The organism is Shewanella sp. BJSY2023SW001 (genome assembly GCF_047314685.1).
GTDB lineage: Bacteria > Pseudomonadota > Gammaproteobacteria > Enterobacterales > Shewanellaceae > Shewanella > Shewanella indica.
Genome location: NZ_JBKORF010000068.1, coordinates 1 through 12,858, shown reverse-complemented (window position 1 = coordinate 12,858; position 12,858 = coordinate 1). Strand labels below are relative to the sequence as shown.

The 12,858-nt window shown below is 55.2% G+C and carries 13 protein-coding genes; 12 read left to right on the top strand and 1 reads right to left on the bottom strand.

What is annotated here, in order from left to right; translation table 11 throughout:
• Positions 1 to 3 precede the first annotated feature (3 nt).
• From lptE to ACMHXH_RS15640, 11 genes are all read left to right on the top strand, one after another.
• Positions 4 to 513, top strand: coding sequence for an LPS assembly lipoprotein LptE (gene lptE / locus ACMHXH_RS15690; protein ID WP_025011678.1), 510 nt, complete (start codon positions 4 to 6; stop codon positions 511 to 513).
• The gene (holA, locus tag ACMHXH_RS15685; protein WP_233962703.1) at positions 513 to 1,544 is read left to right on the top strand and encodes a DNA polymerase III subunit delta; all 1,032 of its coding nucleotides are present in this window, start codon (positions 513 to 515) and stop codon (positions 1,542 to 1,544) included. Before lptE ends, holA begins: the two co-directional genes overlap by 1 nt.
• 9 nt (positions 1,545 to 1,553) lie before the next feature.
• A complete protein-coding gene (gene nadD, locus ACMHXH_RS15680) occupies positions 1,554 to 2,210 on the top strand; it encodes a nicotinate-nucleotide adenylyltransferase (protein ID WP_335912586.1) in 657 nt (218 codons plus the stop codon).
• Positions 2,211 to 2,301: 91 nt separating this feature from the next.
• A complete protein-coding gene (rsfS, locus tag ACMHXH_RS15675; RefSeq protein WP_025011675.1) occupies positions 2,302 to 2,631 on the top strand; it encodes a ribosome silencing factor in 330 nt (109 codons plus the stop codon).
• Positions 2,631 to 3,101, top strand: a complete 471-nt coding sequence (gene rlmH / locus ACMHXH_RS15670; protein ID WP_039034324.1) for a 23S rRNA (pseudouridine(1915)-N(3))-methyltransferase RlmH — start codon at positions 2,631 to 2,633, stop codon at positions 3,099 to 3,101. Before rsfS ends, rlmH begins: the two co-directional genes overlap by 1 nt.
• Positions 3,102 to 3,188: 87 nt before the next feature.
• A complete protein-coding gene (gene mrdA, locus ACMHXH_RS15665; protein ID WP_039034325.1) occupies positions 3,189 to 5,033 on the top strand; it encodes a penicillin-binding protein 2 in 1,845 nt (614 codons plus the stop codon).
• Entirely contained in the window at positions 5,017 to 6,120 is a 1,104-nt protein-coding gene (rodA, locus tag ACMHXH_RS15660; RefSeq protein WP_039034326.1) for a rod shape-determining protein RodA, read from the top strand. The genes mrdA and rodA overlap by 17 nt, the downstream gene beginning before the upstream one ends.
• Before the next feature lie 11 nt (positions 6,121 to 6,131).
• Positions 6,132 to 7,127: a lytic murein transglycosylase B gene (gene mltB / locus ACMHXH_RS15655; RefSeq protein WP_413738262.1), complete on the top strand. Its 996-nt coding sequence runs from the start codon at positions 6,132 to 6,134 to the stop codon at positions 7,125 to 7,127.
• Positions 7,114 to 7,905 carry a septal ring lytic transglycosylase RlpA family protein gene (locus tag ACMHXH_RS15650; RefSeq protein ID WP_039034328.1) on the top strand — a complete coding sequence of 264 codons (792 nt, stop codon included), beginning with the start codon at positions 7,114 to 7,116 and terminating at the stop codon, positions 7,903 to 7,905. Before mltB ends, ACMHXH_RS15650 begins: the two co-directional genes overlap by 14 nt.
• A gap of 128 nt (positions 7,906 to 8,033) precedes the next feature.
• The gene (locus ACMHXH_RS15645) at positions 8,034 to 9,215 is read left to right on the top strand and encodes a serine hydrolase (RefSeq protein WP_101095963.1); all 1,182 of its coding nucleotides are present in this window, start codon (positions 8,034 to 8,036) and stop codon (positions 9,213 to 9,215) included.
• 272 nt (positions 9,216 to 9,487) lie between these two features.
• The gene (locus ACMHXH_RS15640) at positions 9,488 to 10,789 is read left to right on the top strand and encodes a DEAD/DEAH box helicase (protein WP_413738260.1); all 1,302 of its coding nucleotides are present in this window, start codon (positions 9,488 to 9,490) and stop codon (positions 10,787 to 10,789) included.
• A gap of 170 nt (positions 10,790 to 10,959) precedes the next feature.
• On the opposite strand, the gene ACMHXH_RS15635 is transcribed toward ACMHXH_RS15640, so the two are convergent.
• Entirely contained in the window at positions 10,960 to 11,517 is a 558-nt protein-coding gene (locus ACMHXH_RS15635; RefSeq protein WP_025889577.1) for a DJ-1/PfpI family protein, read from the bottom strand.
• A gap of 295 nt (positions 11,518 to 11,812) precedes the next feature.
• Between ACMHXH_RS15635 and ACMHXH_RS15630 the strand changes: the two genes are divergently transcribed.
• Positions 11,813 to 12,445, top strand: a complete 633-nt coding sequence (locus ACMHXH_RS15630; protein ID WP_412514063.1) for a DUF2913 family protein — start codon at positions 11,813 to 11,815, stop codon at positions 12,443 to 12,445.
• Positions 12,446 to 12,858 lie beyond the last annotated feature (413 nt).

The following is a 12,858-nucleotide window of genomic DNA, read 5'->3' as shown; positions in this document are numbered from 1 at the left end:
TCCATGCTGAAACTATCTTTAAGCGTGAAGCAGTTGATGTTCGCCCTGCTGGCACTGGTCGTTATGACCAGTGCCGGTTGCGGCTTTCAACTCCAGGGAAGTTATTCCATTCCGCCCGAGCTAAGCAAGCTGAGCCTGGAGAGCAGCGACAAATACAGCGAGCTGAGCCGCCTGGTGCGTGAACGTCTGCGTCTCAACAATGTCGGCATAGAGGAACCCGCCAAGGGCATTCCCCGGCTGGTGCTGCTGAGCGACACTCTGGAGCGCTCAACCTTGTCGCTCTACCCCACAGGCAACGTCGCCGAATATGAACTCATCTACCATGTGCGTTTTGCCGTGTCTCTACCGGGTAAGGAAGCACAGCCTTTCGATGTGGAAATCCGCCGCGATTATCTCGACGACCCCCGCACCGCCTTGGCCAAGAGCCGGGAGATGGAGTTACTGGTCAAAGAGATGCGCATTCAGGCCGCCGATAACATCATCCAGACTCTGGCCGCCATCGAGGTGAACTGATGCGGGTCTATCCGGATCAGTTACACCGGCAGTTGTCGCCACTGAAATCCTGCTACCTGCTGCTGGGCGACGATCCCTATCTGCTGGACAGCAGTAAGCGGCAAATCCTGGCTGCCGCCCGTAGCCAAGGCTTTGAAGAAAGGTTGCAACTGACTCAGGAAGCCAACTTCAACTGGCAGGATCTCGCCAACGAATGGCACGCCATGAGCCTGTTTGCCAGTCGCAGGATCATAGAGCTCAACCTGCCACAGGCCAAGCCGGGCGCCGATGGCGGCGCCATGCTGCAAAGCCTTATCGCCGAACAAAACCCGGATATCTTGCTTATCATCGACGGCCCCAAGCTTGGCCGCGATCAGCAAAACAGCAAGTGGTTCAAGGCCCTGGACAGTCAAGGTCTTTATGTTCCTTGCGCCACCCCCGAAGGGGCTCAGTTTCAGCGCTGGCTCGACGGCCGTATTCAATACTATCGGCTCAATCTCAAAAACGATGCCAGAGCCATGCTGTATGCCCTCTACGAAGGCAATCTGCTGGCGGCCGATCAGGCGATGCAACTGCTGCAACTACTGGCCGGTGCCCGTCCTGTGGACAGCGAAGAGTTGAGCCGCTACTTCGAAGATCAATCCCGCTTCAGCGTGTTCCAATTGACCGATGCCCTGCTGGCCAACCAACAGGATAAGGCCCAGCATATCCTCGCCCAGCTCAAGGCCGAAGAAACCGCCATGCCCATTATCCATTGGGCGCTGCAAAAAGAGCTGACCTTGCTGCTGACGCTGCAATCGGCCCGCAGTCAGGGCGAGAGCCTCAATAGCCTGTTCGGCAAGCATAGAATTTGGGACAAGCGCAAGCCGCTCTATCAGGGCGCCCTCACCCGGCTGAGCCTGGAAGCCATAGAGTCCATGCTGGCTATCGCCTCCAAACTGGAGCTGGCACTGAAACAGCAAGGCCAGGAAAACTGGACCGGCCTGTCCCATCTGTGTTTGCTGTTCGATCCCAAAGCGGCGCGCCACCTTGACCATATTGAGTTCGACTGAGGAGACTAGATGCGTATCGGACTGATGGGCGGTACTTTCGACCCTGTTCACTATGGTCACCTCAAACCCGCGGCCGAAGTCAAAGCCCGGCTAGAGCTGGATAAACTCTGGTTGCTGCCGAACCATATTCCGCCGCACAAGGCCAAGGCCACCGCCAGCAGCGAGCAGCGCCTGGCCATGCTTAAACTGGCCTGCGACGAGTTCCCCGATATGGACATTTGCGATATCGAGCTCAAACGCAATGCCCCCTCCTATAGCGTCGCAACGCTGGAAGCGCTGCAGCAGGCTTTCCCAGGCGCCGAATTTCAATTCATCATGGGTACAGATTCCTTGCTGTCGCTGCCGAGCTGGCATCAATGGCAGCGGCTGTTTTCCCTGTGTAACCTGGTGGTTTGCCAGCGCCCGGACTGGCACCTGCCAAAGGACGCCGAAATCCAAACCGAACTGGCCCAAAGAAGCTGCTCAGTCACCCAGGCCTTGGCAGCGAGAGACAAGGGCCAACATCAAAGCGGCAAAATCATCAGCCTCTCGGTCAAGCCGCAGCCCTTCTCCTCCACGGCCATTCGCAGCGCCATCGCCGCCGGTAACATTAATGCCTGCCGCGCCGCCATGCCCAAAGCCGTGCTCGAATATATAGTTACAAACCGCCTCTATCTTGGCGGTTAACTGCGGTGGATGGGCGATAAATCCTATGGGACTTGCCCGCCAGCGCTGATATACTACTGCGCTTGATCAAAAACATGAGAGGATCTTCAGCGTGCAAGGCACAGAACTGAAACAATTTGTTGTCGACAAGGTCGATGATCTCAAGGCCCGGGACATAGTCGTGCTGGATGTCAGCAAAAAGTCCAACGTGACCGACTTTATGGTTATCTGCTCAGGCACATCCAAGACCCATGTTCGCGCCATTGCTGAAAATGTAGTTGCCGAAGCCAAACAAGCCGGTATGCAACCTCAGGGCGTAGAAGGCCGCGACAGCAGCGACTGGGTTCTGGTGGATCTGGGTGATGTGATTCTGCATGTGATGCAGGAGCAAACCCGCGAACATTACCAGTTGGAAAAACTCTGGTCTGACGCCAACGCCTGATGAAACTGCAACTCGTTGCCGTAGGCACCAAAATGCCGGACTGGGTCAGCAAGGGTTTCGCCGAGTACCAGCGCCGCTTCCCCAGGGACATGGCGCTGGAGCTGGTTGAAATCCCCGCCGGCAAGCGGGGCAAGAATGCCGATATCGCCCGTATTCTGCAAAAAGAGGGCGAAGCCATGTTGGCCGCGATCCCCAAGGGCAACCATATCGTCACTCTGGATCTGCCGGGCAGGAACTGGACGACTCCGGAGCTCGCCTCTGCCATGGAAAAGTGGCAGCTCGATGGCCGGGATGTCAGCCTGCTGATAGGCGGCCCGGAAGGCCTGGCTCCTGCCTGTAAACAAGCCGCCAGCCAAAGCTGGTGTCTGTCGGCCCTGACCCTGCCCCACCCTTTGGTGAGAGTCGTGGTGGCCGAGAGTCTGTACCGGGCCTGGAGCATCAACAACAATCATCCCTACCACAGGGAATAAGGCACCCAAGAGCCACTTGCTTTAGCTGACTTTGCATTAACTGTTTGAGCCGGAGAGAATCCATTGCCGCGTAGAAAGCGAATAACCATGCATGATCACGCCGCCGAGGCGGCACTGTTCAAACGCCGGGCGCTGTTTACCTTTGTCTGCGTGGTCGCTTTGCTCAGCCTGTTGCTCGGCAATCTTTACTATCTGCAGGTGGTGTCTTTCAAAGACTACGAAACCCGCTCCAATGATAACCGTATCCGAGTGGTACCGCTGGCACCCAGCCGCGGCCTGATCTATGACCGCAACGGCAAGCTGCTGGCAGAGAACCTGCCCTTCTACACCCTGGAAGTGATCCCGGAGAAGGTGAAGAACATGCAGCAGACGCTGGATGAACTCTCAACCGTTATCGACCTCAGTCAGGATGAGCGCGACAGCTTCACCGAGTCACTGAAATATCACCGCCGCTTCAAGCCCTTGCCGCTCAAGACCAGGCTGACGGAAGATGAGGTGGCCCTGTTCAGTGTTAACCAACACAGGTTCGATGGTTTCTATGTCGATGCCGGTCTCAAACGCCACTACCCCTACAGCAGCCTGCTGACCCATGTGCTCGGCTATGTCGGCAAAATCAACTCCAGAGACAGAGACGCGCTGGAACGCTCCGGCAGTTGGAAAAACTATGCCGCCACCAAGGACATAGGCAAACAGGGTATAGAAAAGTTCTATGAGAGCCTGCTCCACGGCCTGCCCGGGCATTTGGAGGAAGAGGTCAACAACCTGGGGCGCAGTGTCCGCACCCTCAAGGTGACCCAGCCCGAGCCCGGACAGGATATCTACCTGACACTGGATCTGCAGCTGCAGCAAAAGGCCACCGAACTGCTGGATGGCCGCCGCGGCTCAATCGTGGCGATAGATCCAAGAGACGGCGGTATTCTGGCCATGGTCTCCAGCCCCAGCTATGACCCGAACCAATTTGTGCACGGGATCAGTTCAAAAGCCTACAGCGAGCTGCTCAACAGCCGCTCGCGTCCCCTGATTAACCGCGCAACCCAAGGGCAATATGCCCCGGCCTCCACGGTCAAGCCGCATCTGGCGCTCCTGGGGCTGGAAGATCAAACCATTAGCGAGAAGACCCGCATCTGGGATCCCGGCTTCTGGCAGATCCCAGGGGTCGACCGAAAATATCGCGACTGGAAACGCTGGGGCCACGGCTGGGTTGATGTATATGACTCCATAGTTCACTCCTGCGATACCTTCTACTACGACATGGCCTACAAGGTGGGCATCGACAAGATCTCCGGCTTTATGGATCAATTCGGTTTCGGTCAGAATACCGGGGTGGATATCTTCGAAGAATCTGCCGGGGTAATACCATCGAGGGATTGGAAACGCCTCAAGTACAACCAACCCTGGTACATAGGCGACACCATCTCGGTCGGGATTGGTCAGGGTTACTGGACCACCACGCCTTTGCAGCTGGCCAATGCCACAGCCATTTTGGCCAACCGCGGCAAGCGTTTTACCCCGCACCTGCTCAAGGCCATCAAGGACAACACAGCCCGCATCGAGACGCCGGTGGATGAAAGGCCACCGATAGTGCTGAAAAACAAAAACAACTGGGAGATCATCAACGAAGCCATGCGCCGCACCGCGCAGAAGAGTCGCTTCACCGATGCCAGTTATACTGCGGCGATGAAGACAGGTACCGCCCAGGTCTTCAGCGTTGCCGAAGATGAGAAGTATGATGCGGACACCATTGACGAGCATCTGCGCGATAACGCGCTGATCATCGCCTATGCCCCCTACGAAGATCCAAAAATTGTGCTGGCGGTGGTACTGGAAAACGCCGGTTGGGGTGGCGCCAACGCCGGGCCGGTTGCCCGGGCCATGCTGGACGAATATCTGCTACGGGATACCTGGGAGTTGAAACATGAGCCACAGCCGTAAACCCAATATCTGGCAGAAGATGCATATCGATCTGCCACTGCTGCTAGGCATCCTGGGCCTGATGGGCTTTGGCCTGTTCGTCATCTATTCTGCCAGCGGCGAAGACCTGGCCATGATGGAGCGGCAGCTATTCCGTATGGGATTGTCCCTTGGACTAATGTTGATCCTTGCCCAGATTAACCCCGAGGTATTTCGCCGCTGGGCTCTGCCCATCTATCTTGCCGGGGTCGCGCTGCTGCTGGGGGTGCATTTCTTCGGTGAGATCAACAAGGGCGCCCAACGCTGGCTCAATCTGGGCTTTATGGAGTTTCAGCCGTCTGAGCTGATGAAACTGGCGTTCCCGATCACCATGGCCTGGTTTATCTCCAAGTTTCCCTTGCCGCCGAAGAAGCGTTATCTAGCCGGTGCCGGGGTGATTTTGCTGATCCCCACTCTGCTTATCGCCAAACAACCGGATCTCGGTACCTCAATTCTGGTGGCCGCCTCGGGGATCTTTGTGCTGTTTCTCTCCGGTATGAGCTGGGCCATTGTCGGTGGTTTTATTGCCGCCGTGCTGGCGCTGCTGCCGATTCTATGGTTCTTTTTGATGCACGACTACCAGCGCAATCGAGTGATGACCCTGCTGGATCCCGAGGCCGATCCACTCGGTACCGGCTACCACATCATTCAGTCCAAAATTGCCATAGGCTCGGGCGGACTCTGGGGCAAAGGCTGGCTTGATGGTACTCAGTCGCAGCTGGAATTTTTGCCCGAGCGCCACACCGACTTTATCTTCGCCGTGATCGGCGAGGAGTTTGGCCTCATCGGCAGTCTGCTACTGTTGGCGCTTTATCTCTATGTGATCGGCCGCGGCCTGGTGATCGCCTCCAGAGCCCAAACCAGCTTTGCCCGCTTGCTGGCTGGCTCGCTGACCCTCACCTTCTTCGTTTATGTGTTTGTGAATATCGGTATGGTGTCCGGTATTTTGCCCGTAGTAGGAGTCCCGCTGCCGCTGATAAGTTATGGCGGCACCTCTATGCTGACATTGATGGCCGGTTTTGGCATTCTAATGAGTATTCACACCCATAGACGCTTCATCGACAGATAGGAACGCCTTAGATGCCGACATTCAAAAAGCTGCTCGCCCCTCTGGGCCTGCTGCTGAGTCTCAACCTCAGCGCCTGTGCCACCGCCGAGGTGCCCGCTTCCGAGCAGCTCAAACAGGATTTTATCAAACAGCAACAGAGCCAAGGCTTTAGCCAGGAAGAAGTCGAAAGCTTCCTCGCCTCGGCCCAAAAAAACCAGGCGGTATTGGACGCCATTTCCAGCCCTTGGGAGGCCAAACCCTGGCATCAGTACTACCCCATTTTTCTGACCGAAAAGCGCCTCGAAGCCGGGCTGAATTTCTGGCAGCAACATGAGCAAACCATAGCGCGCGCCGCCAAGACCTATGACGTTGATCCGCAAATCATAGTCGCCATTATCGGTATTGAAACCTTCTACGGCGGTTATATGGGCAAGTACCCGGTGATCGATGCCCTCTATACCTTGGGGTTCTACTACCCGCCACGGACGACTTTCTTTCGCGGCGAGTTTGCCAAACTGATGACGCTGCTTAAAGAGGAGCAACTCGATAAGGAAACGCTCCTGGGCTCCTACGCCGGCGCTATGGGTTATGGCCAGTTTATTCCTTCAAGCTATCTGGCCTACGCCGTCGACTTTGACGGTGACGGCAAGCGGGATCTGCTGGGCAGTGTCGACGATGCCATAGGTTCAGTAGCCAACTATTTTCACCGTCACGGCTGGAAAGCCGGTGAACCGGTGGCGCTGGAGCTGAGCACAACGGCCACGCCCAAGGCCAAGGTCTGGAAGGGAGAAAAGCTCAATTACCAAGTGGCCGATATCCTCTCTCCCGAGGTGGCACTGAAGGAAAACCGGGATCTGGATGCCAGCCAAAAAGCGCTGCTTATCGAGCTGGAACAGGCCGATGCCAAAGACTATTGGCTGGGGCTGAACAACTTCTATGTGATCACCCGTTACAATCGTAGCCCGCTGTACGCCATGGCGGTTTATCAATTCAGTGAACAACTCAAAGCCCACCATGACAAGACTTAAACTATTGCTGCCACTGACCGCCTCGATTCTGCTGGCCGCCTGTGCCGGCAACTCGGGCCGTTACACCATGAAAGATGATAGGCCTCCGGCCGATGCACCGGATGTCTCCAAGGTGGAAGATGCCCATCCCAGATTCGAGCCCTACAGCAAACAGGGCAATAAGGATTACCAGGTCAGAGGTAAATCCTACCAAGTGATGCCGTCCGGCAAGGGGTACAAGGTTGAGGGGCTGGCATCCTGGTATGGTGCCAAGTTTCACGGCCATCTGACCTCCAACGGTGAAACCTATGACATGTACTCCATGTCCGCGGCGCACAAGACATTGCCACTGCCCAGCTATGTCAGGGTCACCAATTTGGCCAACAACAAGAGCGTAGTGGTCAGGGTCAATGACCGTGGTCCCTTCCATCCCGACCGAGTGATAGATCTGTCCTACGCCGCGGCTTACCGGCTGGACATGCTGAAAACGGGCACCGCCAAGGTCAGACTGGAAGTCCTGTTTGAAGACAGTGAAGAGAGCCAGACCATGGCCGAACTTCGCAGCAACAACCTGCACTATGTACAGGTGATGGCATCCGGCTCGCGCGAACGTCTGCTTGAGTTGGCTTCAGAGCTTGAAAACAAATACCAGGTCAAGAGCCGAATCACAGATGCCAAGTCGGTATACAGGCTGCAACTCGGGCCGGTCAGCCATGAAGGTATTGCCGCCAAATTGCTGGAAAAGCTGAAGCAGGACGGCTTTCCGAGCAGCTATATGGTGACTGAACCAAAAACATAAGCGTTCAAAATTCCACCACATTTTTAACTAATTAAGGAACCTTAACTGAAATTTCCGGTCGACTAATGTTATACTCGCTGCCAATTTCAGCATATTTTCCGACTCCAACCAGAAGACGTATTCAGGTAATGATGAATTTTGTAAAAAGTCCCGCGAAAGCCTTTCTGTTGTTCGCCTGTGCCTCGGTTTCCGCCGCACAGGCCAACAATGCCCCGATAGTCGTCCCAGATGCACCGGACGTTGCCGCCAAGGCTTATGTCTTGATGGATTACAACTCAGGACGCTTACTGGCGGAAAATAACGCCTACGAAAGCCTTAACCCAGCCAGCCTGACCAAGATGATGACCAGCTATGTCATAGGTCAGGAGATCAAGGCAGGTAACGTCTCTGCCGATGACGACGTGACCATCAGCAAGAACGCTTGGTCGAAGAACTTCCCCGACTCATCCAAGATGTTTATCGAAGTCGGCAAGACGGTTAAAGTTTCGGATCTGAATCGGGGTATCATTATCCAATCCGGTAACGATGCCTGTGTCGCCATGGCCGAGCACATTGCCGGAACCGAAGGCGCCTTCGTCGATCTGATGAACTCCTGGGCCAAACAGCTGGGCATGCGTGACAGCTACTTTGAAAACTCCCACGGCCTGGATTCAGACAACCACAAGTCCACCGCCTATGATATGGCGCTGCTGGGCGCGGCCCTCATTCGTGATGTTCCCGACGAATACGATATCTACAAAGAAAAATCTTTTACCTACAACGGTATCAAGCAGTACAACCGTAACGGCCTCTTGTGGGATAACAGCCTCGATGTCGACGGTATCAAGACAGGCCACACCTCGGGTGCCGGCTATAACCTGGTATCCTCGGCCACCAAAGACGGCATGCGCCTGATTGCCGTGGTCATGGGCACCAAGAGTGAAGCCGCCCGTAAGGCCGAGAGCAAGAAACTGCTCAACTATGGCTTCCGTTTCTTTGAAACCATCACTCCTTACAAGGCCGGTGACAGCTTTGTCACCCAGAAGATCTGGTATGGCGACCGTGACACAGTGGACTTGGGTGTAACCACTGACACTCCTGTGACCATCAACCGGGGCCAGGCTAAAAACCTGCAAGCCAACTTCGAACTTACCAAAGAGCTCACCGCACCGCTGGCCAAGGGTGAAGTCGTCGGCCGGGTATACTTCCAGCTTGATGGTAAAGACATTGCCCAGTTCCCACTGGTGACATTGGAAGAAGTCAACGAAGGCAGCTGGTTCAGCAAGCTGATGGACTACTTCAAGCAGATGTTTGCCGGCTGGTTCAGCTAAGCCGATAAATTGTGAGAGAATGCCGCCTGCGGGCGGCATTCTTGTTTCTGCCCAAAACAGTGATATCAGCAGTGCCTGAGGTCATTTATCCTTGCAGCGCAAGAATAAAGCAGAAATGATCGGGCCTTGGTGAATTTTTTTGCTATACTCCGCGCCCGCCCGGGTTATCCCGGCACTTGGCGTATACTCAGGCCTGAGCTTCCGGCATTTGGGCCGCCGACACCCGAAATAGCTAAGACACACGCCAAGCGGTTGAATACAGGAATATCGAGATGAAGTTTGAATCTTATAGTTTTGCCCCCGAAATACTCCGTGCGCTCAAAGAGTGCGGTTATGAGAGCATGACACCGATTCAGAGACAGGCCATCCCTGCGGTTCGCCGCGGTCAGGACGTACTGGCCAGCGCCCAGACGGGCACAGGCAAGACAGCCGCCTTTGTGCTGCCTATTTTGCAGCGCCTGCAGGATAACCCGCTCGAACTCAAACCCGGCAATATCCGGGCCCTGATCCTGGCACCAACCCGTGAGCTGGTGTCCCAGGTTGCCGACAATGCCCGCCAATACGGCAAATACCTGCAGTTGTCGGTGGCCACCCTGTTTGGCGGCGTCAGGTCAGCATCTCAGGTCAACAAGCTCAAACAAGGCGCCGACATAGTGGTAGCCACTCCGGGGCGTTTACTGGAACAACTACTGGCCGGTAACCTGAGTCTGGGCTCGCTGGAAGTGCTGGTGCTGGATGAAGCCGACCGTATGCTGGATATGGGCTTTATCAACGATATCAACAAAATACTTCAGAGCGCCGCCAAGCAGCGGCAAAATCTGATGTTCTCGGCCACCTTCTCTGGCGCGGTAAGGCGCCTAGCCGATGAGATAATGAACAAGCCCAAGGTCATCACCGCCGACCGCCAAAACACCACAGCGGTGACCGTCAGCCAGGTAGTCTACCCGGTAGAGCAGCGCCGCAAGCGTGAACTCCTGTCTGAACTTATCGGGCGCAAGAACTGGCAGCAGGTGCTGGTGTTTACCGCCACCCGTGAAGATGCGGATCATCTGGTCAAGGAGCTGAATCTCGACGGTATCGCCAGTGCCGTGGTGCACAGTGAAAAAGCCCAGGGCAGCCGCCGCCGGGCGCTCAGAGAATTCAAGGAAGGCAAGGTACGGGTATTGGTATCCACCGAAGTGGCCGCCCGCGGCCTGGATATTCCGGATCTCGAGTATGTGGTCAATTACGATCTGCCCTTCCTAGCAGAGGACTATGTGCACCGTATCGGTCGCACCGGCCGCGCCGGCAAGACGGGTGTCGCCATCTCTTTTGTCAGCCGCGAAGAAGAGCGCACCCTGGCCGACATTGAAAAACTGATCGGCCAAAAACTCAAGCGCATCATGATGCCAGGCTATGAAGTGAGTAATCGCGATCTCCTGCTCAAGCAACTGCAAAAGCGCCGCAGCTTCGCCAAGAAAAAGCCGGGTGCCAGCAGCGCCTCGGAGCAGGTCGCAGCGGAAAAGAGCATGTCCGGCCGCAGAGTTAAGGTTAAAGTCGGCTCCAGCGGCATCAAGCCAAAGAAGCTCAAGTGAGCCGCCCCGCTTGACGGGCTTTTGCTCCTATGTTGAACCACTAAAAAGCCGCGCACTGCGCGGCTTTTGGCTAATTGGGTTTTAGCTGGACTTTCTACCGGCTGGAAACACTTGCATTCTCGGCGGCAAAGCTTGCTCCCCTAAGGGATAAGCGCTTTTGTTTACCGAATTCAAAGCAAGGCGTGGAACTGCGCCAACCACTGAGGATGAGCAGGCCAAGCCGGCGCTGTAACCAACTTGCCGTCAGTAATCGCTTCTGTCACCTCGATATCGGCATATTCACCACCGGCTTGGCGCACTTCTGGGGCACAGGCGGGATAAGCCGACACCTTCTTGCCCTGCACCACTCCAGCGGCGGTCAGCAGCTGCGCCCCATGACAGACGGCGGCAATCGGCTTATCCGCCTTGGCAAAGGCTCGAACCAGCTCAAGCACTTCATCATAGAGACGCAGATACTCGGGTGCTCGGCCGCCGGGGATCAGCAGCGCATCAAAGTCATCGGCACTTATCTGTTCAAAGTCACCGTTGAGAACGAAATTGTGCCCAGGTTTTTCACTGTAGGTTTGATCGCCTTCAAAATCATGAATAGCCGTCCTGACAGTATCACCGGCCTCTTTGTCAGGGCACACGGCAGTCACCTTATGGCCCACCATCTGCAGCGCCTGAAACGGCACCATGATTTCATAGTCTTCCACATAATCACCGGCAAGGATCAATACGTTAGCCATTGTCTTCTCCTGTTATTCCATCGACTCACCATCAGACTCATCTTAACCAAGCCCATAGAGGCAGAGGTAACATCCGACTACTACCTCACCTTGTTCATTAAACAACCCAGTTGCCCGGCAGACAAGAGATATCCTTGAGATTGAAAAATTTACAGTAAGATAGCGGCGAAGACAGATCGGATAACTGTCTTACTGATAACCATTGTGGTGGTTTTTCTTTGTCTACCTGATATTGATAACTGCAGCATAGGGTATACTCAGCGCCCCATCCATATCTCTTATACGCGGAAATACAATGACAGAACAAAGCTACAATCAGGCCTTGCTGGCATTAACCCAAGCCGGCCTCGCTGCTTTGGCGGAACGTAACCATGCTGCCGGCAGCATCAAGACCCCGGCAACGGAAAGTCATTTCCTCTGCAACTGGATGGTGCAGTCACTAAAAGAGAAACGTTTCTCAAAGTTAGTGGCAGAAGATCTCACTCGCTGGATAAGAGAGGGCCGAAGCCTGGGTGCCGGTGCCAAGTTACCCGAGGTGCTTCAACGTATCCAGGCGCAGTATCTGCCAGCCATCAATAATGCCGCAGTGGGGCAATCGCTCCAGAACCTGATTGCCGAGCTCCAGGCCGAAGGCTGGCTCGTCATCCTCGACTGTGAAGTAAGCGGTAAACTCAAATTAGACAGCCAGGGGCAAAACAGCTTGGTGATCTCCACAGAGCAGTATCAACAGCATCTGCTCGATGGCAACTTGATTAAACCCATCACCCTTTACATCCGCGCCGACGAGCAGTTGATTGCCCAGTTTGCAGTCAAACATGCGCTTCTGCTCAGCCAGGGGGATAAGAAAGCCAGTTGCATCAAGCACCATAAAGCTTATCGACTCTATCCTGATAACCAACAGCCCGCATTGGCATTGCTCAAAGCTTAACTTTCAGCATCGGAAATGACCTTGGGAATGGCACTGGTGAACACTCTCACCACAAGAGCCAAATAACATTGATTGGGCTTCCAGCCCATTGCCTGCCGCAGGCTTATGCACAGGTGCCCCTATGACTCGCTGCGAGTACTTCCCTGGATCGGAAGGTCACAGTTCCGCCTATGCCTGGAAAATAGGCGTATGTCTGTAGCTGAATACGACTCTGTGTGGGAAAACTTGCACCCATTCCCCCTTCGGAGCCGCCGCTGGTGTTGTTGCAAATTGGCGTAGCCGAGACAGGGACGTCGAGGCTCGAAGGTCGAGCATGGCGAATGTTGCGAAGCAACAAGCTTATGAGCGCGAGCCAAGGAAGGCGAGCTGGCCGTTATGCATGGATGCATTTGGCGAGTCCTGAGTGTAGCCAA

Coding starts and splice junctions, on each gene's coding strand:
- lptE (WP_025011678.1), top strand. CDS start 4: ATGCTGAAACTATCTTTAAGCGTGAAGCAGTTGATGTTCGCCCTGCTG.
- holA (WP_233962703.1), top strand. CDS start 513: ATGCGGGTCTATCCGGATCAGTTACACCGGCAGTTGTCGCCACTGAAA.
- nadD (WP_335912586.1), top strand. CDS start 1,554: ATGCGTATCGGACTGATGGGCGGTACTTTCGACCCTGTTCACTATGGT.
- rlmH (WP_039034324.1), top strand. CDS start 2,631: ATGAAACTGCAACTCGTTGCCGTAGGCACCAAAATGCCGGACTGGGTC.
- mrdA (WP_039034325.1), top strand. CDS start 3,189: ATGCATGATCACGCCGCCGAGGCGGCACTGTTCAAACGCCGGGCGCTG.
- rodA (WP_039034326.1), top strand. CDS start 5,017: ATGAGCCACAGCCGTAAACCCAATATCTGGCAGAAGATGCATATCGAT.
- mltB (WP_413738262.1), top strand. CDS start 6,132: ATGCCGACATTCAAAAAGCTGCTCGCCCCTCTGGGCCTGCTGCTGAGT.
- ACMHXH_RS15650 (WP_039034328.1), top strand. CDS start 7,114: ATGACAAGACTTAAACTATTGCTGCCACTGACCGCCTCGATTCTGCTG.
- ACMHXH_RS15645 (WP_101095963.1), top strand. CDS start 8,034: ATGATGAATTTTGTAAAAAGTCCCGCGAAAGCCTTTCTGTTGTTCGCC.
- ACMHXH_RS15640 (WP_413738260.1), top strand. CDS start 9,488: ATGAAGTTTGAATCTTATAGTTTTGCCCCCGAAATACTCCGTGCGCTC.
- ACMHXH_RS15635 (WP_025889577.1), bottom strand. CDS start 11,517: ATGGCTAACGTATTGATCCTTGCCGGTGATTATGTGGAAGACTATGAA.
- ACMHXH_RS15630 (WP_412514063.1), top strand. CDS start 11,813: ATGACAGAACAAAGCTACAATCAGGCCTTGCTGGCATTAACCCAAGCC.